General features: G+C 72.7%; 14 protein-coding genes and 4 pseudogenes. 6 read left to right on the forward strand and 12 right to left on the reverse strand.

What is annotated here, in order from left to right; translation table 11 throughout:
• Window positions 1-131: 131 nt before the first annotated feature.
• The 5 genes and pseudogenes from tkt (at window position 132) to pgl (ending at window position 6,852) form a co-directional block, all read left to right on the forward strand.
• Window positions 132-2,234 carry a transketolase gene (gene tkt / locus VSR01_RS07660; RefSeq protein ID WP_326448507.1) on the forward strand — a complete coding sequence of 701 codons (2,103 nt, stop codon included), beginning with the start codon at window positions 132-134 and terminating at the stop codon, window positions 2,232-2,234.
• Between the two features lie 37 nt (window positions 2,235-2,271).
• Window positions 2,272-3,390 (forward strand): transaldolase, encoded by a 1,119-nt coding sequence (gene tal / locus VSR01_RS07665; RefSeq protein ID WP_326448508.1) that lies wholly within the window; start codon window positions 2,272-2,274, stop codon window positions 3,388-3,390.
• A 114-nt stretch (window positions 3,391-3,504) separates the two neighbouring features.
• The gene (gene zwf / locus VSR01_RS07670; RefSeq protein ID WP_326453546.1) at window positions 3,505-5,010 is read left to right on the forward strand and encodes a glucose-6-phosphate dehydrogenase; all 1,506 of its coding nucleotides are present in this window, start codon (window positions 3,505-3,507) and stop codon (window positions 5,008-5,010) included.
• The gene (gene opcA, locus VSR01_RS07675) at window positions 5,007-6,068 is read left to right on the forward strand and encodes a glucose-6-phosphate dehydrogenase assembly protein OpcA (protein WP_326448509.1); all 1,062 of its coding nucleotides are present in this window, start codon (window positions 5,007-5,009) and stop codon (window positions 6,066-6,068) included. Before zwf ends, opcA begins: the two co-directional genes overlap by 4 nt.
• Window positions 6,069-6,112: 44 nt before the next feature.
• Window positions 6,113-6,852, forward strand: a pseudogene (gene pgl / locus VSR01_RS07680) (6-phosphogluconolactonase).
• 78 nt (window positions 6,853-6,930) lie between these two features.
• Here the strand turns inward: pgl and pgi are convergent.
• From pgi to VSR01_RS07695, 3 genes and pseudogenes are all read right to left on the reverse strand, one after another.
• Window positions 6,931-8,589 (reverse strand): glucose-6-phosphate isomerase, encoded by a 1,659-nt coding sequence (gene pgi / locus VSR01_RS07685; RefSeq protein ID WP_326448510.1) that lies wholly within the window; start codon window positions 8,587-8,589, stop codon window positions 6,931-6,933.
• Between the two features lie 84 nt (window positions 8,590-8,673).
• A pseudogene (locus tag VSR01_RS07690) lies at window positions 8,674-9,436 on the reverse strand (sugar isomerase domain-containing protein).
• Window positions 9,437-9,583: 147 nt separating this feature from the next.
• Window positions 9,584-10,570, reverse strand: a complete 987-nt coding sequence (locus VSR01_RS07695; protein WP_326448511.1) for a BadF/BadG/BcrA/BcrD ATPase family protein — start codon at window positions 10,568-10,570, stop codon at window positions 9,584-9,586.
• A 55-nt stretch (window positions 10,571-10,625) separates the two neighbouring features.
• Between VSR01_RS07695 and VSR01_RS07700 the strand changes: the two genes are divergently transcribed.
• A complete protein-coding gene (locus VSR01_RS07700; protein ID WP_326448512.1) occupies window positions 10,626-11,492 on the forward strand; it encodes a MurR/RpiR family transcriptional regulator in 867 nt (288 codons plus the stop codon).
• Between the two features lie 212 nt (window positions 11,493-11,704).
• Here the strand turns inward: VSR01_RS07700 and VSR01_RS07705 are convergent.
• The 9 genes and pseudogenes from VSR01_RS07705 to uvrC form a co-directional block, all read right to left on the reverse strand.
• Window positions 11,705-11,919: pseudogene (locus tag VSR01_RS07705) on the reverse strand (RNA polymerase-binding protein RbpA); the annotation flags it as partial.
• Window positions 11,920-12,172: 253 nt separating this feature from the next.
• The gene (secG, locus tag VSR01_RS07710) at window positions 12,173-12,409 is read right to left on the reverse strand and encodes a preprotein translocase subunit SecG (protein ID WP_326448513.1); all 237 of its coding nucleotides are present in this window, start codon (window positions 12,407-12,409) and stop codon (window positions 12,173-12,175) included.
• A 121-nt stretch (window positions 12,410-12,530) separates the two neighbouring features.
• Window positions 12,531-13,316, reverse strand: a complete 786-nt coding sequence (gene tpiA / locus VSR01_RS07715) for a triose-phosphate isomerase (protein WP_326448514.1) — start codon at window positions 13,314-13,316, stop codon at window positions 12,531-12,533.
• A gap of 6 nt (window positions 13,317-13,322) precedes the next feature.
• Window positions 13,323-14,537, reverse strand: coding sequence for a phosphoglycerate kinase (locus tag VSR01_RS07720; protein ID WP_326448515.1), 1,215 nt, complete (start codon window positions 14,535-14,537; stop codon window positions 13,323-13,325).
• Between the two features lie 177 nt (window positions 14,538-14,714).
• On the reverse strand, window positions 14,715-15,719 hold the full coding sequence (gap, locus tag VSR01_RS07725; RefSeq protein ID WP_326448516.1) for a type I glyceraldehyde-3-phosphate dehydrogenase: 1,005 nt from the start codon (window positions 15,717-15,719) through the stop codon (window positions 14,715-14,717).
• A 247-nt stretch (window positions 15,720-15,966) separates the two neighbouring features.
• On the reverse strand, window positions 15,967-16,944 hold the full coding sequence (gene whiA, locus VSR01_RS07730; RefSeq protein ID WP_326448517.1) for a DNA-binding protein WhiA: 978 nt from the start codon (window positions 16,942-16,944) through the stop codon (window positions 15,967-15,969).
• Window positions 16,935-17,954, reverse strand: a complete 1,020-nt coding sequence (locus VSR01_RS07735; RefSeq protein WP_326448518.1) for a gluconeogenesis factor YvcK family protein — start codon at window positions 17,952-17,954, stop codon at window positions 16,935-16,937. Before VSR01_RS07735 ends, whiA begins: the two co-directional genes overlap by 10 nt.
• Window positions 17,955-17,956: 2 nt before the next feature.
• Window positions 17,957-18,880, reverse strand: a complete 924-nt coding sequence (gene rapZ / locus VSR01_RS07740) for an RNase adapter RapZ (RefSeq protein ID WP_326448519.1) — start codon at window positions 18,878-18,880, stop codon at window positions 17,957-17,959.
• A gap of 214 nt (window positions 18,881-19,094) precedes the next feature.
• Window positions 19,095-21,171 (reverse strand): annotated as a pseudogene (gene uvrC, locus VSR01_RS07745) (excinuclease ABC subunit UvrC); the annotation flags it as partial.
• Window positions 21,172-21,223: the final 52 nt, after the last annotated feature.

The raw sequence follows: 21,223 nt of genomic DNA on the forward strand, positions 1-21,223 counted from the left end.
CAGGAGGCGAAGGCGCCGATGCCGGGGCAGGATCGAAAAGGTGAGCGCCCCTGCGGCGGTAGGCTCGTGAACGTCGGACAGACACCGTGTCACCGGCGCTTTCTACATCCGGAGAGGAGCCCTGACCCAGGGTGAGCAAGCAGCCGACCACCTCAGACCTCGAGTGGAGCGAACTGGACGAGCGCGCGGTGGACACCGCCCGCGTCCTGGCCATGGATGCCGTGCAGAAGGTCGGCAACGGCCATCCGGGCACGGCGATGAGCCTGGCTCCCGCCGCGTACCTGCTGTTCCAGAAGGTCATGCGGCATGACCCCGCGGACCCCGACTGGACCGGCCGCGACCGCTTCGTGCTCTCCGCCGGGCACTCCAGCCTGACCCTCTACACGCAGCTCTACCTGGCCGGTTACGGCCTGGAGCTGAGCGACCTGGAGTCCTTCAGGACCTGGGGCTCCAAGACCCCGGGCCACCCCGAGTACGGCCACACCGCCGGCGTGGAGACCACCACCGGCCCGCTGGGCCAGGGCGTGGCCAACGCGGTGGGCATGGCCATGGCCGCCCGTTACGAGCGCGGCCTGTTCGACCCGCAGGCGCCGGCCGGCTCCTCCCCCTTCGACCACACGATCTGGGCCATCGCCGGCGACGGCTGCCTCCAGGAGGGCATCTCCGCGGAGGCGTCCTCGCTGGCCGGCCACCAGAAGCTCGGCAACCTGGTGCTGCTGTGGGACGACAACCACATCTCCATCGAGGGCGACACCGAGACCGCGGTCTCGGAGGACACCGTCAAGCGGTACGAGGCGTACGGCTGGCACGTGCAGCGCGTCGACATGGCGGAGAACGGCTCGCTGGACGTCCCCGCGCTGTACGCGGCGATGCAGGCCGCGAAGGCCGAGACCTCGCGCCCGTCGTTCATCGCGGTGCGCTCCATCATCGGCTGGCCGGCGCCGCACGCGCAGAACACCGGCGCCGCGCACGGCTCGGCGCTGGGCGAGGACGAGGTGCGGGCCACCAAGGAGGTGCTCGGCTTCGACCCCGACCAGCACTTCGCGGTGGCCGACGAGGTGATCGCGCACACCCGTGCGGTCGGCGAGCGCGGCCGTGAGGCCCGCGCCGCGTGGGACAAGGCGTTCGCCGCGTGGCGCACCGCCAACCCCGAGCGGGCGGCGCTGTTCGACCGGATCGACGCGGGCGAGCTGCCCGAGGGCTGGGAGGAGCAGCTGCCGGTCTTCGAGACCGGGAAGTCGCTGGCCACCCGCGCCGCCTCGGGCAAGGTGCTGGAGGCGCTGGGCGCGGTGATCCCCGAGCTGTGGGGCGGCTCCGCCGACCTGGCCGGCTCGAACAACACCACGTTCGACAAGAACTCCTCCTTCCTGCCGGAGGGCAATCCGCTGCCGGGCGCCGACGTCTACGGCCGCACGCTGCACTTCGGCATCCGCGAGCACGCGATGGCCGCCGAGATGAACGGCATCACGCTGCACGGCAACACCCGTGTCTACGGCGGCACCTTCCTGGTGTTCTCCGACTACATGCGCAACGCGGTGCGGCTGTCGGCGCTGATGCACCTGCCGGTGACGTACGTGTGGACGCACGACTCGATCGGCGTCGGCGAGGACGGCCCGACCCACCAGCCGGTGGAGCACCTGGCGTCGCTGCGGGCGATCCCCGGGCTGAACGTGGTGCGCCCGGCGGACGCCAACGAGACGGCGATCGCCTGGCGGGAGATCCAGCGGCGCTGGACCAAGGAGTTCGGCAAGGGCGCCCCGCACGGCCTGGCGCTGACCCGGCAGGGCGTGCCGACGTACGAACCGCACGACGAGACGGCGCGCGGCGGCTATGTGCTGTTCGACGCCGAGGGCGCGGACGGCGCGGCGGCCGAGCCGCGGGTGGTGCTGATCGGCACCGGCTCCGAGGTGCAGCTGGCGGTGGGCGCGCGCGAGGAGCTGCAGGCCGCGGGCATCCCGACCCGGGTGGTGTCGATGCCGTGCGTGGAGTGGTTCGACGAGCAGGACCAGGCGTACCGGGACAGCGTGCTGCCGCCGTCGGTGCGGGCGCGGGTAGCGGTCGAGGCGGGCATCGGTCTGACCTGGCACCGCTACGTGGGCGACGCCGGGCGGATCGTGAGCCTGGAGCACTTCGGCGCCTCCGCCGACGGCAAGCTGCTGTTCCGCGAGTTCGGTTTCACCCCGGAGGCGGTGGCCGCCGCGGCCCGGGAATCCCTCGCCGCCGTAGATCGCTGACGCTGACAACACGACGAAATCAGGAGATGCAATTCCCATGACAGACGCACTCAAGCGCCTCTCCGACGAAGGCGTCGCGATCTGGCTGGACGACCTGTCGCGCAAGCGGATCACGTCCGGCAACCTGGCGGAGCTGATCGACGAGCAGCACGTGGTGGGCGTGACCACCAACCCGTCGATCTTCCAGAAGGCGATCTCCCAGGGCGACGGCTACGACAGCCAGCTCAAGGACCTCGCGGCCCGGCGGCTGACCGTCGAGGAGGCCATCCGGATGATCACCACCGCCGACGTGCGGGACGCCGCCGACGTGCTGCGGCCGGTCTGGGAGGCCACCGACCACCAGGACGGCCGGGTGTCCATCGAGGTGGACCCGCGGCTGGCGCACGACACGCTGGCCACGGTCGCCGAGGCCAAGCAGCTGGCGTGGCTGGTGGACCGGCCGAACACGCTGATCAAGATCCCGGCGACGGAGGCCGGCATCCCCGCCATCGCGGAGACCATCGGCCTGGGCATCAGCGTCAACGTCACGCTGATCTTCTCGCTGGAGCGCTACCGCGCGGTGATGGACGCCTACCTGACCGGCCTGGAGAAGGCCAAGGCGGCCGGCCTGGACCTGAACGAGATCCACTCGGTGGCGTCGTTCTTCGTCTCCCGCGTCGACACCGAGATCGACAAGCGGCTGGAGAAGATCGGCGGCGACGAGGCCAAGGCGCTCAAGGGCAAGGCCGCGGTCGCCAACGCGCGGCTGGCGTACCAGGCGTACGAGGAGGTGTTCGCCTCCGACCGCTGGCTGGCGCTGGAGAAGGCCGGCGCGAACAAGCAGCGCCCGCTGTGGGCGTCCACGGGCGTGAAGGACCCGGCCTACCCGGCCGACCTGTACGTCTACGAGCTGGTCGCGCCGAACACCGTGAACACCATGCCGGAGGCCACCTTGGAGGCCACCGAGCAGCAGGACCGGATCGACGGCGACCGGGTGCACGGCAGCTACGAGCAGGCGCGCGCCGACCTGGACGCGCTGGCCGCGGTCGGCGTGTCGTACGACGACGTGGTCCGGGTGCTGGAGGAGGAGGGCGTGGAGAAGTTCGAGGCGGCCTGGAACGAGCTGCTGGACTCCACCAAGGCGGAACTCGAGCGGCTCGCTCCCTCGGAGGCCTGAGTGACCACGCAATCCACCGACGCCTCCGGCGCCGCCGAGGCGGCCGCGGCCGTCGACGCGACGACCGTCGACGCGACGGGCGGCGCGGCCGACACGGCGGTCGCGCGCAACCCGTTGCGCGACCCGCTGGACCGGCGGCTGCCGCGGATCGCCGGCCCCTCGGGCCTGGTCATCTTCGGCGTGACCGGCGACCTGTCCCGCAAGAAGCTGATGCCGGCGGTGTACGACCTGGCCAACCGGGGGCTGCTGCCGCCGGGCTTCGCGTTGGTCGGCTTCGCCCGCAGGTCCTGGGAGAACGAGGACTTCGCGCAGGAGGTGCACGACGCGGTCAAGGAGCACGCGCGCACGCCGTTCCGCGAGGAGGTGTGGCAGCAGCTGGCCGAGGGCTGCCGCTTCGTGCAGGGCGACTTCGACGACGACAAGGCGTTCCAGCAGCTGAAGTCGACCATTGAGGACCTGGACAAGGCCCGGGGCACCGGCGGCAACTTCGCCTTCTACCTGTCGGTGCCGCCGAAGTTCTTCCCGAACGTGGTGCAGCAGCTGAAGAAGCACGGGCTGTCGCAGGGCAGCGGCGACTCCTGGCGGCGCGCCGTCATCGAGAAGCCGTTCGGCCACGACCTGGCCAGCGCGCAGCAGCTGAACCGGATCGTGCACGAGGTGTTCCCGCCCAACGAGGTCTTCCGGATCGACCACTACCTGGGCAAGGAGACGGTACAGAACATCCTGGCGCTGCGCTTCGCCAACACCATGTACGAGCCGATCTGGAACCGGTCCTACGTGGACCACGTGCAGATCACGATGGCCGAGGACATCGGCATCGGCGGCCGGGCCGGGTACTACGACGGCATCGGCGCGGCCCGTGACGTGATCCAGAACCACCTGCTGCAGCTGCTGGCGCTGACCGCGATGGAGGAGCCCGGCTCCTTCCACCCCAAGGCGCTGACCGCGGAGAAGCTGAAGGTGCTGGGCGCGGTCGTGCTCCCGGACGACCTGGCGAAGTACACCGTGCGCGGGCAGTACGCGCACGCCTGGCAGGGCGGCGAGGAGGTGCTCGGCTACCTGGAGGAGGAGGGCATCGACCCCAAGTCCAAGACCGACACCTACGCGGCGGTCAAGCTGGAGATCAACAACCGCCGCTGGGCCGGGGTGCCGTTCTACCTGCGCACCGGCAAGCGCCTGGGCCGCCGGGTCACCGAGATCGCGGTGGTGTTCAAGCGCGCCCCCTACCTGCCGTTCGAGTCCGGCGCCACCGAGGAGCTGGGCGAGAACGCGCTGGTCATCCGGGTGCAGCCGGACGAGGGCGTGACCGTGCGGTTCGGTTCGAAGGTGCCGGGGACCTCCACCGAGGTCCGGGACGTGACGATGGACTTCGCGTACGGCGAGTCGTTCACCGAGTCCAGCCCGGAGGCGTACGAGCGGCTCATCCTGGACGTGTTGCTGGGCGACGCCAACCTCTTCCCGCGCCACCAGGAGGTCGAGCTGTCCTGGACGATCCTCGACCCGATCGAGGCGTTCTGGGACAAGCACGGCAAGCCCGCGCAGTACGCCTCGGGCACCTGGGGCCCGGTCGAGGCGGACGAGATGCTCGCACGAGACGGCAGGAGCTGGCGCCGGCCATGAGAATCGATCTGACGGACACGACCTCCTCGAAGATCAACGCGGGGCTGATCCAGGCCCGGCGGGCGATCGGCACCCCGGCGGTCGGGATGGTGCTGACCCTGGTCATCGTCACCGACGAGGGCAGCGCCTACGACGCGCTGAAGGCGGCGCACGAGGCGTCGAAGGAGCACCCGTCGCGCATCCTGGTCGTCATCAAGCGGCCCGGGCGCTCGCCGCGGGACCGGGCGCTGGCCCGGCTGGACGCCGAGGTGGTGGTGGGCGACGAGGCCGGCACCGGCGAGACCGTGGTGCTGCGGATGCACGGCGAGCTGGCCAACCACGCCGAGTCCGTGGTGCTGCCGCTGCTGCTGCCGGACGCCCCCGCGGTGTGCTGGTGGCCGGACAAGGCCCCGGACAACCCCGCGGAGGACCCGCTGGGACGGCTGGCGGCGCGCCGGATCACGGACGCGGCGGCGACCGAGGACCCGGTGGGCTCGATCGGGCAGCGCGCCAAGTCGTACGCGCCCGGCGACACCGACCTGGCCTGGACCCGGATCACGCCGTGGCGCTCGATGCTGGCCGCGGCGCTGGACCAGAAGCACACCAGGATCAGGTCCGCGGTCGTGGAGGGCGAGGCGTACAACCCGAGCGCGGAGCTGCTGGCCCTGTGGCTGGCGGACCGGCTCGGGGTGCCGGTGGAGCGGCGGGTCTCCGACGGCCCGGGCATCACCGGGGCGCGGCTGTCCACCGCGGACGGCGAGATCTGCCTGGACCGGGCGGACGGCGCGCTGGCCGAGCTGTCGGTGCCGGGGCAGCCGGACCGCCATGTGGCGCTCAAGCGGCGGGAGACCTCGGAGCTGATCGCCGAGGAGCTGCGCAGGCTGGACCCGGACGACATATACCGCGCCACCGTGCGGTTCGGCGAGACGCACCTGCTGGACTCCGACGGTTCCGGCGGCTCCGCGGCCGGCAGCGCTCCCGCCGGGGGCGCCGCGAAGGCGGCCGGCTCCGGGAAGGCCGCGGCCGGCAAGTCCGCGGCGGCGGGCCGGGGCGCGGCGGGGAAGGCGTCGGCCAAGTGACCGCGCACACCCCGCAGGTGGTGGTGCACCGCGACAAGGAGCTGATGGTGCGCGCCGCGGCGGCCCGGCTGATCACGAGGATCGTGGACGCCCAGGCCGCCCGGGGCGCCGCCTCGGTGGTGCTCACCGGGGGCCGCAACGGCAACGGGCTGCTGGCCGCGCTCGCCGAGTCCCCGCGCGCGACGCGGTGGACTGGGGGCGGCTGGACCTGTGGTGGGGCGACGAGCGGTTCCTGCCCGACGGGGACCCGGAGCGCAATCTCACCCAGGCCCGGGAGGCGCTGCTGGACTCGGTGCCGCTGGACCCGGCGCGGGTGCACGCTATGGCGGCCTCGGACGGCGCGTACGGCTCCGACGTGGAGGCCGCCGCGGCGGCCTACGCGGCGGAGCTGGCCGCGGCCGCGGGTCCCGAGGACCACGCCCGAGTGCCCTCCTTCGACGTGCTGCTGCTGGGCGTCGGCCCGGACGCGCACGTGGCGTCGCTGTTCCCGGAGCACCCGGGGGCGCGTGAGGAGACGCTGACGGTGGTGGGCGTGCACGGCTCGCCGAAGCCGCCGCCGACCCGGATCTCGCTGACCTTCCCGGCGATCCGGGCGGCCCGCGAGGTGTGGCTGCTGGCGGGCGGCGAGGACAAGGCGGCGGCGGTCGCCCTCGCGCTGTCCGCGCCGGGCGAGCTGCAGGCCCCGGCGTCCGGAGCCTACGGCCGGTCCCGCACGCTGTGGCTGCTGGACCGCGCGGCCGCCGCGAAACTGCCCGCGGACCTCTACCCGCCGGCCTCGGCATAGCGCGGGCGTCACCGCACAGCGCGCGGCATCACGCCAGGGGCGCGGGGAACGTTCCCCGCGCCCCTGTTGCGTCGGCGCTCAGCGCCCCCGCAGCTCGCGGTACTTGGCGACCAGGGCCGTGGTGCTGGGGTCGAGGCCGGGGACGTCGGCGCCCTCGGACAGCGCGGGCTCGACCCGCTTGGCGAGGACCTTGCCCAGCTCGACGCCCCACTGGTCGAAGCTGTCGATGTTCCAGATCGCGCCCTGTACGAACACCTTGTGCTCGTACAGCGCGACGAGCTGCCCGAGCACCGAGGGGGTCAGCTCGGTGGCCAGGACGGTGGTCGTCGGGTGGTTGCCGCGGAAGGTCTTGTGCGGCACCAGTTCCTCGGCGACGCCCTCCGCGCGCACCTCCTCCGGCGTCTTGCCGAAGGCCAACGCCTGGGTCTGCGCGAAGAAGTTGGCCATCAGCAGGTCGTGCTGCCCGGCCAGCGGGCCGAGTTCGCCGATCGGCCGGGCGAAGCCGATGAAGTCCGCGGGGATCACCTTGGTGCCCTGGTGCAGCAACTGGTAGTACGCGTGCTGCCCGTTGGTGCCGGGCGTGCCCCACACCACCGGCCCGGTCTGCCAGCTGACCGGGTTGCCCTGGCGGTCCACCGACTTGCCGTTGGACTCCATGTCCAGCTGCTGGAGGTAGGCGGTGAACCGGCTGAGGTAGTGGCTGTAGGGGAGCACCGCGTGCGACTGCGCGTCGAAGAAGCCGCCGTACCAGACGCCGAGCAGGCCCAGCAGCAGCGGCGCGTTCTGCTCCGGCGGCGCGGTCTTGAAGTGCTCGTCGACCAGGTGGAAGCCGGCCAGCATGTCGCGGAAGGCCTCGGGGCCGATGGCCAGCATCAGCGACAGGCCGATCGCGGAGTCGTAGGAGTAGCGGCCGCCGACCCAGTCCCAGAACTCGAACATGTTCTGGGTGTCGATGCCGAAGTCCGCGACCTTCTGCGCGTTGGTGGACAGCGCCACGAAGTGCTTGGCCACCGCCTCGTCGCCGGCGCCCAGCTGGTCGAGCAGCCACTGCCGGGCCGAGGTGGCGTTGGTGATGGTCTCGATGGTGGTGAAGGTCTTGGACGCGATGATGAAGAGCGTCTCCGCGGCGTCCAGGTCCCGCACCGCCTCGTGCAGGTCGGCGCCGTCGACGTTGGAGACGAAACGGAACGTCAGGTCGCGGGCGGTGTACGGGCGGAGCACCTCGTACGCCATGGCCGGTCCGAGGTCGGAGCCGCCGATGCCGATGTTGACGATGTTCCTGATCCGCTTGCCGGTGTGGCCGGTCCACTCGCCGGAGCGCACCCGGTCGGTGAACACCGACATCTTGGTGAGCACCGCGTGCACGGCCGGCACCACGTCCTGGCCGTCGACGTCGATCTCCGCGTAGCGCGGCGCGCGCAGCGCGGTGTGCAGCACCGCCCGGTCCTCGGTGACGTTGATCTTCTCGCCCCGGAACATCGCGTCCCGCAGCTCGAACACCCCGGCTGCAGCGGCCAGTTCGCGCAGCAGCCGGAGGGTCTCGTCGGTGACCAGGTGCTTGGAGTAGTCCAGGTGGAGGTCGCCGACCCGCAGGGTGTAGCGGTCTGCGCGGTCCGGGTCGTCGGCGAACAGGTCCCGCAGGTGGGTGTCCCCGACCTCCTCGCGGTGCTTGGCCAGCGCGTGCCACTCGGGGCGCCGGTCGAGCCTGGTGGTGTGCTGCGCGTTCGTATCGGACATCAGTCCACTTCTCCTCGTCCTCGCTACGGTGACCACGCTAGTTGATGGCGTGGCGCGACGAGAGGAAGGGGAGGCGGCGGCGGATCAGAAGCCGCCGCGGTGCAGCCGCCCGGCGTAGCGCTCCTCGACGACCACGTTCCGCTCGTGGCCGCCGGGCAGGTTCGCCGAGACGTACACCGGCGCCTCCTTGCCCTCGGCGGTGAGCAGTCCGACGGACTCGGCGACGACCATCTGGACCAGCAGCGCGGAGGTGATGGTGGAGACGCCGCACAGGGCGTTGCCGTCGGGCAGCGGCAGCAGCGCGTCGCCGGCCGGCGCGCAGTTGTCGAGCACGGCGTCGGCGAGGTCGGCGAGCCGCTTGCCGCTGGGGTGCAGCGCGGGCACCGCGCGGGTGTGGGTCAGCGAGGTGAGCGCGACCAGCTTGTGCCCGGCCTCCTTGACGTGCAGGGCCATGTCCACGATCGAGTTGTTGACGCCGGAGTTCGACACGATCACGAACAGGTCCTGCGGGCGCGGCTCGGCCAGTTCGTACAGCCGGCGGGCCAGGCCCGGGGAGCGCTCCAGCAGCGGGTCGGCGAGCACCGAGCGGTCCTCGCCGCCGCGCAGCACCAGGTCGGCCAGGCCGATCCGGTTGGTCGGCACATAGCCGCCGGCGCGGCCGACGATCTCCAGCACGGTGGCCTGCGAGTGGCCGGTGCCGAAGCCGTGGATGACGCCGTCGGCGGCCACGCAGTCGGCGAAGAGGCCTGGCGGCGGCGACGGAGTCCTTGTTCGCCTCGATCGCCCGGTCGACGGCCGCGCGGCCCTCGTCGGCGAACGCGGCGGCGCTGATCGTTGTGTCGGCCATGACTCCGGCTCTCCTTGGTTCAACCAACCATGCCTGTGACGTCACGATGAAACAACCAACCATCAGCGGCCGTCAAGGGACCGCCCGGAGAGCGGGACGCGCGGCGCGGCGCGCGGAGGTCTCGGACCGGCCCCGCGCCCGGCCGCTTCAGAGCAGCAGCGCGGCCAGTGCCGCCGCTCCCGTCGTGCCGTCGCGGGTGGGGTGCAGCCGCAGGCCGAGGGGCTTCAGCCGGTCGGTGACGCGGGCCAGCAGGGGGCCTTCGGGGCCGAGCAGGCCGCCGGTGAGGACCAGCGGCTCCCCCGCCCGCGGGCCGAGCGCGCCGACGGTGTCCGCCAGCAGGTCCGCGGCGGCGTCCAGCAGCCGCAGCGCCACCTCGTCGCCGTCCCGCGCGGCGCCGACCGCGGCGCGGCTGAGCCGGGCGAGCGCGGCCGGCGGCTCCCCGTAGGCGCGCGTGACGATGCCCTCGCCCAGCTCCCAGCGGCGCTGCGCGTCGATCCCGGGCGTCAGCCCCTCGGCCGCGGCGGCGCCCAGGTAGTGCGCGGCGACCCGCCCGACCAGCGCGGTCCAGGGCCCGCGGCCGTCCAGCGCCTCCAGGGCGGCGCGCACCGCCCGGCCGCCCAGCCAGAAGCCGCTGCCCTCGTCGCCGAGCAGCCAGCCGTGGCCGTCGACCACGGCGGCGCGCCGGCGGCTGGCCAGCCGGGTGGCGATGGCGCCGGTGCCGGCGATCAGCACCAGGCCGTCGGCGGGCGCGCCGGGCGCCGCGGCCAGCGCCACCTCGGTGTCGCCGCCGACGCCGACGGCCGCGCCGGCGATGCCGTTGGCGGCCAGCGCGTCCCGGACGCAGGACAGCGCCAGCCCGTGGCCGCGCTCGCTGCCCAGGCCCTCCGCGGCGCCCGCGAAGCCGCCGAAGACGCCGGCCACGTGGGCGCGGGCGGCCGGCGGCACGGCGGCGGCGATCGCCTCGGTCAGGTGCCGGGTCAGGTCCGCGCGGCCCACGCTGAGCGCGTTGCCGGGCCCGCCCGCGCCGCGGCCGAGCACCGCGCCGCCGACGCCCGCCTCGGCCAGGCAGGCCCTGCTGCTCGTGCCGCCCGCGTCGATGCCGATCACCAGCGGCCGGTTGTAGATTTCAGTCATCACCCCGCATGGTGGTTGACGTATTCATTCCGCACAAGCCCGGGAGACCGCCGACATGATCACCTCGCGGATTCGCGCAGAACTCCCCCGGATGTCCGGCTCGCTGCGCAAGGTCGGCGAACTGGTGCTCGCCGACCCGGCGGCGGCCACCCACGGCTCGGCGGCCGAGCTGGGCCGCCGCACCGGCACCTCGCAGGCCACCGTGACGCGCTTCTGCCGGGCGCTGGGTCTGGAGTCCTACCAGCAGCTGCTGATCGAGCTGGCGCAGGAGCAGGGGCGGGCCGAGGCGGAGCCGCCGGGCGCGGCGCTGGGCCCGCAGATCGGCCCGGAGGACGACCTGGAGAAGGTCATCGGCGTGGTCGCGGAGGCCGATCTGCGGGCCCTGCGGCACACCGCGGAGGTGCTGGACCGGGAGGCGCTGGAACGGGCCGCACAGGCCCTCGCACGGGCCCGCAGGACCGATGTCTACGGGGTGGGCGGCTCGGGGATCGTCGCGCACGAGGCGCAGGCCCGGCTGTTCGGCATCGGCAGCGCGGCGCACGCGTGGACCGAGGTGCACGCGGCGGAGACCTCCGCGGCGCTGCTGACGCCCTCGGACGCGGTGCTGGCCTTCTCCCACTCGGGGGCCACCCGCGAGGTGCTGGAGCCGCTGCGGCTGGCCGGGGACCGCGGGGCCACCACGGTGGCGGTCACCGGCGACCCGCGGTCACCGGTGGCGCAGGCCGCGGACATCCACCTGACGTCGTACTCCGGCGAGACCAGCTTCCGCCGGGGCAATTTCGGCACCCGCCACTCGGTGCTGCTGATCGTGGACTGCCTGTACGCGCGGGTCGCGCAGCTCACCTACGACCGGGCCACCGCCTCGATCGCGCTGACGTCCCACATCGCCGACGGCCACACCGCCCGCGCCCGCAGGCGCTGAGCCGCCCGCAGGCGCCGAGCCGCGCGCACGCGCCGACCGACCGGCGGGCGCGGACAGGCCCGGGACAGGCCTCGGCAGGGGCCTGGAGGCCCCGGAGGGCCTCAGCGGGCCGTGGAAGACCGGGAGACCGGGAGACCGGGTCAGATCTCGCCGCGCAGCTTGGCGAGCGCCTCGGCCAGGATCGCCTCGCCGTCCGCGGCCGAGCGGCGCTCCCTGACATAGGCCAGGTGCGTCTTGTACGGCTCGGTACGCGGGGGGCCGGCGGGTTCTCCTCGTCCTGCCCGGCCGGGAAGCCGCAGCGGGGGCAGTCCCAGGTCTCCGGGATCTGCGCGTCGCTGGCGAAGCTCGGCTGGGTCTCGTGCCCGTTGGAGCACCAGAAGGAGATGCGCAGCCGCGGCGCGGACTCGCCCCGCTCGGCCTCTCCCATCGGCCCCGCCCCGACCCGACTGCCACGGATCGCGTTGCCACTTGCCACGGTCGTAACTCCCTGCGTGATGGTGCTGCGTCGTGCTGCGAGGTCGCCCTTTGCGGAGACCGCCGTTCCCCGCCGACGGTGGGGAAAGGGCACGGTATCCCAAGACGCGCGTCCATCATAAGTCCCGGACCGGCCGCTTCCACGACGCGGCGTCAATTCTCCCCGAAAGGGCGGGAATCGGACCTCTCGCGCACCAACCGCCCGGTCAGTTCTTGAACTTCATCACCAGGCCGAGCACGACCACGCAGGCGAACCAGAGCAGGCCGACGACCACGGTGATGCGGTCGAGGTTGCGCTCGGCCACCGACGAGCCGCCGACGGAGGACTGCATGCCGCCGCCGAACATGTCCGACAGGCCGCCGCCCTTCCCCTTGTGCATCAGCACGAGCAGCAGGAGCAGCAGGCTGAAGATGATGAGGGCGATGGAGAACCCGATGACCACGGCTGGACCAACTCTCTCGACTGCAGGACGGCACTACATGACTACGGACAGGTGCTGACAGGGCCGACCGGCGTGGTCACGCCGTCCGGCCCCGCCAGGGTACTTCACCGGTCCCGGGAGTTCACTGGTCCCGGAAGCGGACGATCTTCACGAACTCCTCCGCGTCCAGCGCGGCGCCGCCGACCAGCGCGCCGTCGACGTCCGGCTGGGCCATGATCGCGGCCACGTTCCCGGACTTCACCGAGCCGCCGTACTGGATGCGCACGCCGTCGGCCAGCTCCTGGTCGTACAGCTCGGCCAGCCGGCCGCGGATCGCCCCGCAGACCTCCTGGGCGTCCTCGGGGGTGGCCACCTCGCCGGTGCCGATCGCCCAGACCGGCTCGTAGGCGATGACGATCGACGCGGCCTGCTCGGCGGTGACGCCCTTCAGCGCGCCGTCGACCTGGGCGAGGGTGTACGGGACCTGCTCGCCGGCCTTGCGCACGTCCAGGCCCTCGCCCACGCACAGGATCGGGGTGAGGCCGTGCTTGTACGCCGCCTTGACCTTCGCGTTGACGACCGCGTCGTCCTCGGCGTGGTACTGCCGCCGCTCGGAGTGCCCGATGGCCACATAGGTGCACTTCAGCTTGGCCAGCATCGGCCCGGAGACCTCGCCGGTGTAGGCGCCGGAATCGTGCGCGGACACGTCCTGCGCGCCGTAGGCGATGCGCAGCTTGTCGCCGTCCACGAGGGTCTGCACCGAGCGCAGGTCGGTGAAGGGCACCAGGACGGCGACCTCGACCTCGGCGTAGTCCTTGTCGGTCAGCGCGAAGGCGAGCTTCTGGACGTGGGCGATGGCCTCCAGGTGGTTGAGGTTCATCTTCCAGTTGCCCGCCATCAGCGGGGTGCGGGTGCTCTGGTCGCTCATCGGTGTTCAGTCCTCCAGGGCGGACAGGCCGGGCAGGGTCTTGCCTTCGAGGTACTCCAGGCTGGCGCCGCCGCCGGTGGAGATGTGGCCGAAAGCGTTCTCGTCGAAGCCCAGGATCCGCACGGCCGCGGCGGAGTCCCCGCCGCCGACGACGGTGAAGCCGGGGGCGTCGATCAGCGCCTGGGCGACCGCGCGGGTGCCGTCGGCGAAGTCGGGGTGCTCGAAGACGCCCATCGGGCCGTTCCAGAACACCGTGGCGGCGTCCGCGAGCTTGGCCGCGAAGAGCTTGCGCGACTCCGGGCCGATGTCCAGGCCGATGACGTCGGCCGGGATGGCGTCCGCCGCGGCGGTGACCGGGTCGGCGGGCGCCTTGGTCTTCAGGTCGGGGAACTGCGTGGCGCCGACCACGTCGACCGGCAGCACGAACTCCACGCCCCTGGCCTTCGCCCGCTGCAGGTACTCGGTGACGGCGGGCAGCTGGTCCTCCTGCAGCAGGCTCTTGCCGACCTCGTGCCCCTGGGCCTTGAGGAAGGTGAAGACCATGCCGCCGCCGACCAGGATGCGGTCGGCCTTCTCCAGCAGGTGGTCGATCACGCCGAGCTTGTCGGAGACCTTGGAGCCGCCGAGCACCACCGCGTAGGGGCGGCTGACGTCCTCGGTCAGCTTCTTCAGCACGCCGACCTCGGTGGCGATGAGTCCGCCGGCGGCGTGCGGCAGCCGGGCCGGCAGATCGTACACCGAGGCGTGCTTGCGGTGCACGGCGCCGAAGCCGTCGCCGACGTAGGTGTCGGCGAGCGCGGCGAGCCGGTCGGCGAAGGCGCCGCGCTCGGCGTCGTCCTTGGCGGTCTCGCCGGCGTTGAAGCGCAGGTTCTCCAGCAGTGCGACCCGGCCGTCCGCCAGCGCCTCCACGGTGGCGCGGGCGCTGTCGCCGACGGTGTCGGACGCGAAGGCCACCTCGGCGCCCAGCAGCTCGCCCAGGCGCGCGGCCACCGGCGCGAGCGAGAACTGCGGGTCGTGCTCGCCCTTGGGGCGGCCCAGGTGCGAGGCGACGATCACCTTGGTGCCGGCCTCGGCGAGCCGGGAGATCGTCGGGACGGCGGCGCGGATGCGGCCGTCGTCGGTGATCGCGCCGTCGGACAGCGGCACGTTCAGGTCGGCGCGGACGAACACCCGCCTGCCCTCGACCCGACCTTCGGAGATCAGGTCGTCGATCGTCTTCATCTGTGCGGTCTCCTGTGACTTACGGGAAAGGTACGTCGGACGGACAGCGCCGTCGCACCGGCGGCTGCGGACAGTCACCCGCGGCGGCGGACAGCGCGGAACAGGGCCCGGCCGACGCGCTGGGCGCGCCCGGACCGGACCCTGTTCACGCTTGCGTTCCCGCTCGCTGCGGCGCGGTCAGAGCTGGTTGCCGACGTAGACCGCGAGGTCCACCAGGCGGTTGGAGTAGCCCCACTCGTTGTCGTACCAGCCGATGACCTTCACCGTCTTGCCCTGGACCATGGTCAGGGACGAGTCGAAGGTGCAGGACGCCGGGGTGTTGACGATGTCCGAGGAGACGATCGGGTCCTCGGTGTACTCCAGCAGGCCCTTGAGCTGGCCCTGGGCGGCCTTCAGGAAGGCGGCGTTGACCTCTTCCTTGGTGACCTCGCGCTCCAGGTCGACGACCAGGTCGGTGACCGAGCCGGTCGGCACCGGGACGCGCATGGCCAGGCCGTCGAGCTTGCCCTTGAGCTCGGGGATGACCAGCGCGGTGGCCTTGGCGGCGCCCGTGGTGGTCGGGATGATGTTCTCCGCGGCGGCGCGGGCGCGGCGCAGGTCCTTGTGCGGGAAGTCCAGGATGCGCTGGTCGTTGGTGTACGCGTGGACGGTCGTCATCAGGCCCTTGACGATGCCGAAGTTCTCCAGCAGGACCTTCGCCATCGGCGCCACACAGTTGGTGGTGCAGGACGCGTTGGAGATGACGTGGTGCTTGGCGGCGTCGTACGTGTCCTCGTTGACGCCCATCACGATGGTGACGTCCTCGTCCTTGGCGGGTGCCGAGATGATGACCTTCTTGGCACCGCCCGCCAGGTGCTTGGCGGCGTCCGCGCCCTTGGTGAAGATGCCGGTGGACTCGATCACGATGTCCGCGCCCAGCTCGCCCCACTTGATCGCGGCGGGGTCGCGCTCGGCGAGCACCTTGATCGTGTGGCCGTCCACGGTGATGGTGTCGGCGGTGTGGCTGACCTCGGCCTTCAGGCGGCCCAGGATGGTGTCGTACTTCAGCAGGTGGGCCGTGGTAGCGGTGTCACCCAGGTCGTTGACCGCCACGATCTCGACGTCCGCACCCTGCTCCAGGATGGCGCGGAAGAAGTTACGCCCGATGCGGCCGAAGCCGTTGATGCCTACCCGGATCGTCACGAACCGATCTCCTCGCTCATTCGCCGGAGTCCCTCTCCGGCTGCGAATTATGGGATGTCCCCGACCACTACTGAGCCTACCTGGCCCCGCGTCCCGACGCGCCCACGGGTCGCGCCCCGCCCCCTCGGCTCCGCGCCGGGCGTTCCCCGAAGGCACGGAGCCGACGCGGGGCCGGCGCGGGGCCGGGGCGCAGCCGACGCGGGGCCGGGGCGCGGGCCGACGCGGGGCCGGGGCGCGGGGCCGGCGGTCAGACGACCATCTCCTCCGTGAGGTTGGACTCCGTGCCGGGGACGCCGAGGTCGGAGGCCCGCTTGTCGGCCATCGCCAGCAACCGCCGGATCCGCCCGGCCACCGCGTCCTTCGTGAGCGGCGGCTCGGCGAGCGAGCCCAGCTCCTCCAGGGACGCCTGCTTGTGGTCCATCCGCAGCCGCCCCGCCGCCGCGAGGTGCTCCGGCACCTCCTCGCCGAGGATCTCCAGCGCCCGCTGCACCCGCGCCCCGGCCGCCACCGCGGCGCGCGCGGACCTGCGCAGGTTCGCGTCGTCGAAGTTGGCCAGCCGGTTGGCGGTGGCCCGCACCTCGCGCCGCATCCGGCGCTCCTCCCAGGCCAGCACCGAGTCGTGCGCGCCGAGCCGGGTGAGCAGCGCGCCGATCGCGTCGCCGTCGCGGACCACCACCCGGTCCACGTTGCGCACCTCGCGCGCCTTGGCCGGGATCTGCAGCCTGCGGGCGGCGCCGACCAGGGCCAGCGCGGCCTCGGGTCCCGGGCAGGTGACCTCCAGGGAGGAGGACCGGCCGGGTTCGGTGAGCGAGCCGTGCGCGAGGAACGCGCCGCGCCAGGCCGCCTCCGCGTCGCAGGTCGCGCCGGACACCACCTGCGGCGGCAGCCCGCGGATCGGCCGGCCGCGGCCGTCGACCAGGCCGGTCTGCCGGGCGAGCTGGTCGCCGCCGGCCACCACCCGCACCACGTACCGGCTGCCGCGGCGCAGCCCGCCGGGGGCCATCACCACCAGGTCCGAGCTGTGGCCGAAGATCTCCAGGATGTCCTTGCGCAGCCGCCGGGCGGCGATCCCGGTGTCCAGCTCCGCCTCGATCACGATCCGGCCGCTCACCAGATGCAGTCCGCCCGCGAACCGCAGGATCGACGAGACCTCCGCCTTGCGGCAGCAGGTCCGGGTGACGGGGAGCCGGGAGATCTCGTCCTTCACCGCTGCCGTCATCGCCATGGGCCGATCCTTCCACGCATACGAAAAATCCTGTCATACGCGGCGGCCAACGACTCGGGGTCGTGCCGCGGCCCGTCGGGGGCGGCGACCGGAGCGAGTTCGACCGTGGCGCCCAACCGCTGCGCGGCCTCGTCGAGGCTCGGGCGGTCGGGCACGGCGGCCTCGTCGGCGAGAACCACGTCGATGGTGAGTTTAGGGGCGTGTCGCCCCAAAACCTCCAAGTGACGCTGCGGGGAAAATCCTTCCGTCTCCCCCGGCTGCGGCGCGAGGTTGAGGGTGAGCACCCGCCGCGCCCTGGTCGTCATCAGGGCTTCGGCCAGTTCCGGCACCAGTAGGTGGGGGATCACGGAGGAGAACCAGGAACCGGGCCCGAGAACCACCCAGTCGGCGTCCATCACCGCCTGCACGGCCTCCGGCACCGCGGGCGGGTCGGCCGGCACCAGCTGCACCTCCTGGACCTCCCCCGGGGTCAGCGCGACGGTGGCCTGGCCGCGGACCGTCGACACCGCGTCGGGCTGCGCCGGGTCGTGGCCGCGGACGATCGCGTGCAGGTCCAGCGGCACCCCGGACATCGGCAGCACCCTGCCGTGCGCGCCGAGCAGCCGGCCCACCCACTCCAGCGCCGCCACCTCGTCGTTGAGCTGCTCCCACAACGCGACGATCAGCAGATTGCCGACCGCGTGGCCGTGCAGGTCGCCGCCGCTGACGAAACGGTGCTGCACCACCTTGGACCAGGTGCGGCCCCACTCGTCGTCCCCGCACAGCGCGGCCAGCGCCTTGCGCAGGTCGCCGGGCGGCAGCACGCCCATCTCGCTGCGCAGCCGCCCGCTGGACCCGCCGTCGTCGGCGACCGTGACCACCGCGGTCAGGTCGCCGGTGATGCGCCGCAGCGCGGCCAGCGAGGCGGACAGCCCGTGGCCGCCGCCGAGGGCGACCACTTTCGGCGGCACCCCGGCCCGGCGGCCGTTCGCCGCCGGAAGTCCCGTACGGCGCCGCCGCCGACCGGTCATGATCACTCGCGCCCCATGTCCCTGTGCACCGTCACCGTCTCCACTCCGTCCGCCGCGAGCCGCGCCGCGAGCCGTTCCGACATCGCCACGCTGCGGTGCTTGCCTCCGGTGCAGCCGACAGCGATGGTCACATACCGTTTGCCCTCGCGACGGTAGCCCGCCGCGACGATGTGCAGCAGCTCGGCGTAGCGGTCCAGGAACTCCTTGGCGCCGGGCTGGTTGAACACGTACGTGGCCACCTCGTCGTTGAGCCCGGTGAAGGGCCGCAGCTCCGGCACCCAGTGCGGATTGGGCAGGAAGCGGCAGTCCACCACGAGGTCGGCGTCGACGGGAAGGCCGTACTTGAATCCGAACGACATGACGGTGGCCCGGAGTTCCGGCTCCTCCTCGCCGGCGAACTGCGCGTCCAGCTTGGCGCGCAGCTCGTGCACGTTCAGGCTGGAGGTGTCGATCACCAGGTCGGCGTCGCCGCGCAGCTCGCGCAGCAGGTCGCGCTCGGCGGCGATGCCGTCCACGATCCGGCCGGAGCCCTGCAGCGGGTGCGGGCGGCGGACCGACTCGAAGCGGCGGACCAGCGCGTCGTCGGAGGCCTCCAGGTAGATCACCCGGCGCTTGACGCTGCGGGTGTCCAGGTCGGCGAGGGACTCGCGGAGGTTGTCGAAGAACTGCCGGCCGCGCACGTCGACCACGACCGCGATCCGCGCGACGTTCCCCTGGGAGCGGGCGCCGAGGTCGACCATGGTCGGGATGAGGGCCGGCGGGAGGTTGTCGACCACGAACCAGCCGAGGTCCTCCAGGCACTTGGCCGCGGTGCTGCGGCCCGCTCCGGACATCCCGGAGATGATCACCAGTTCGGGGATGGCCTCGGCGGCCTCGCCCGCGCCTCCGCTGGTCATATGGCTGTCCTGTCCGTCCTGCTCGCTCATGTGCTCTTCCCCCGATGGTGGGACAGGGCCGCCGTGGGGGCCGGCCCGTCGCTGATCCGTGATGTGTCGCTGTCCTGCGGTGGTCCGTCGTGCGGTGCGTCGGCCTGCCGTGCGTCGGCGTGCGGTGCGTCGGCCTGCGGTGCGTCGGCGGCGGGCGGCGCGGCGGCGGGCCCGGCCTCGCGCGGCGCGGTGTCCTGCGCCCCGTCGCCGTCGTCGAGGATCTCGCCGGTCGCGGTGTTGACCGCGGGCGCGGCCGGGGCGGCGGAGGCGAGGGCCGCGGCGATGGTCTCGGCGGTGCGGCGGCCGATCCCCGGCACCTCGCACATCTCCTCGATGGTGGCCGCGCGCAGCCGCTTCAGCGAGCCGAAGTGCTTGAGCAGGGCCTGCCTGCGGGTCTCGCCGAGCCCCGGCACCGAGTCCAGCGCGCCCGCCTTCATCGACTTGGAGCGCTTGGTGCGCTGGTAGGCGATGGCGAAGCGGTGCGCCTCGTCGCGCACCCGCTGCAGGAGGTACAGGCCCTCGCTGGTGCGCGGCAGGATGACCGGGTCGTCCTCGCCGGGCAGCCAGACCTCCTCCAGGCGTTTGGCCAGGCCGCACACGGCGACGTCGTCTATGCCCAGTTCGCGCAGCGCGGAGGCGGCGGCGGCGACCTGCGGCCGGCCGCCGTCGACCACGACGAGCTGCGGCGGGTAGGCGAACTTGCGCGGGCGACCGGTCTCCGGGTCGATCGGCCCGCCCACCGGCTCGTCCCCGCCGTCCCCGTGGGCGTCCGCACCGTGACCGCCGGCGCCGTTGCCGTCCGCACCGTGCCGGCCGTCCCCGTGGCCGTTCCCGCCGGCGCCCTGCTCCTCCCACTCGCTGGTGCGCTGCTTCTCCTGCAGATAGCGGCGGAATCGACGGGAGACCACCTCGTGCATGGAGCGGACGTCGTCCTGGCCGGTGAACGACTTGACCTGGAAGCGGCGGTACTCGCTCTTACGCGCCAGGCCGTCCTCGAAGACGACCATCGAGGCCACCACGTCGTCGCCCTGGAGGTGGCTGATGTCGTAGCACTCGATGCGCAGCGGCGCGGTGTCCAGGTCGAGCGCCGCGGCGATCTCCTCCAGCGCGCGCGAACGGGTGGTGAGGTCGGAGGCGCGCTTGGTCTTGTGCAGCGCGAGGGCCTGCTGCGCGTTGCGCTGCACGGTGGCCATCAGGTCCTTCTTGTCGCCGCGCTGCGGCACCCGCAGGCTCACCTGCGCGCCGCGCCGCTGGGTCAGCCACTGGGCGAGCGGCTCCGCGGGCTCGGGCAGCGCCGGGACCAGCACCTCCTTGGGCACGCCGCCGGTGCCGCCGGACTCCAGCGCGTCCCCGCTCTCGTCGCCGTAGAGCTGTTGCAGCGCGTGCTCGACCAGGCCGGCGGTGTCGACCGCCTCGACCTTGTCGGTGACCCAGCCGCGCTGGCCGCGCACCCGGCCGCCGCGGACGTGGAAGATCTGCACCGCGGCCTCCAACTCGTCCTCGGCCACCGCGATCAGGTCCGCGTCGGTGGCGTCGGCGAGCACCACCGCGTTCTTCTCCATGGCGCGGCGCAGCGCCTCCAGGTCGTCGCGCAGCCGGGCCGCCTGCTCGTACTCCATCGCCGCGGCGGCGTCCTTCATCCGCTGCTCCAGGCGGCGCAGGTAGGTGCCGGCGTGCCCGGCCATGAAGTCGCAGAACTCCTCGGCCAGTTCGCGGTGGTCCTCGGGGCTGATCCGGCCGACGCAGGGCGCGGAGCACTTGCCGATGTAGCCGAGCAGGCAGGGGCGCCCGATCTGGGCGGAGCGCTTGAACACCCCGGCGGAGCAGGTGCGGACGGGGAAGACCCGCAGCAGCAGGTCCACGGTCTCGCGGATGGCCCAGGCGTGGGCATACGGCCCGAAGTAGCGCACCCCGCGGCGCTTGGGCCCGCGCATCACCTGGACCCGGGGGAACTCCTCGTTCATCGTCACCGCGAGCGACGGATAGCTCTTGTCGTCGCGGTACTTGACGTTGAACCGCGGGTCGAACTCCTTGATCCAGGAGTACTCCAGCTGGAGCGCCTCGACCTCGGTGGAGACGACCGTCCACTCGACCGATGCGGCCGTGGTGACCATGGTGGCGGTGCGCTGGTGCAGGTTGGCGATGTCCTGGAAGTACGACGACAGCCGCGCGCGCAGGCTCTTGGCCTTGCCGACGTAGATCACCCGGCGGTGCTCGTCGCGGAACTTGTAGACCCCTGGGGAGTCGGGGATCTGGCCCGGCTTCGGTCGGTACGTACTGGGGTCTGCCATGCCTTCCACCCTACTGGCGGGACGTGACAATCCCGCCTCCGGCGCGGGGCCG

Origin of the sequence: Actinacidiphila sp. DG2A-62 (assembly GCF_035825295.1) — a bacterium.
Classification (GTDB): domain Bacteria; phylum Actinomycetota; class Actinomycetes; order Streptomycetales; family Streptomycetaceae; genus Actinacidiphila.

Excerpts from the sequence above, each read along its gene's own strand:
- tal (WP_326448508.1), top strand. The coding sequence starts at position 2,272 with ATGACAGACGCACTCAAGCGCCTCTCCGACGAAGGCGTCGCGATCTGG.
- opcA (WP_326448509.1), top strand. The coding sequence starts at position 5,007 with ATGAGAATCGATCTGACGGACACGACCTCCTCGAAGATCAACGCGGGG.
- pgi (WP_326448510.1), bottom strand. The coding sequence starts at position 8,589 with ATGTCCGATACGAACGCGCAGCACACCACCAGGCTCGACCGGCGCCCC.
- VSR01_RS07695 (WP_326448511.1), bottom strand. The coding sequence starts at position 10,570 with ATGACTGAAATCTACAACCGGCCGCTGGTGATCGGCATCGACGCGGGC.
- VSR01_RS07700 (WP_326448512.1), top strand. The coding sequence starts at position 10,626 with ATGATCACCTCGCGGATTCGCGCAGAACTCCCCCGGATGTCCGGCTCG.
- tpiA (WP_326448514.1), bottom strand. The coding sequence starts at position 13,316 with ATGAGCGACCAGAGCACCCGCACCCCGCTGATGGCGGGCAACTGGAAG.
- VSR01_RS07720 (WP_326448515.1), bottom strand. The coding sequence starts at position 14,537 with ATGAAGACGATCGACGACCTGATCTCCGAAGGTCGGGTCGAGGGCAGG.
- whiA (WP_326448517.1), bottom strand. The coding sequence starts at position 16,944 with ATGGCGATGACGGCAGCGGTGAAGGACGAGATCTCCCGGCTCCCCGTC.
- VSR01_RS07735 (WP_326448518.1), bottom strand. The coding sequence starts at position 17,954 with ATGACCGGTCGGCGGCGGCGCCGTACGGGACTTCCGGCGGCGAACGGC.
- rapZ (WP_326448519.1), bottom strand. The coding sequence starts at position 18,880 with ATGAGCGAGCAGGACGGACAGGACAGCCATATGACCAGCGGAGGCGCG.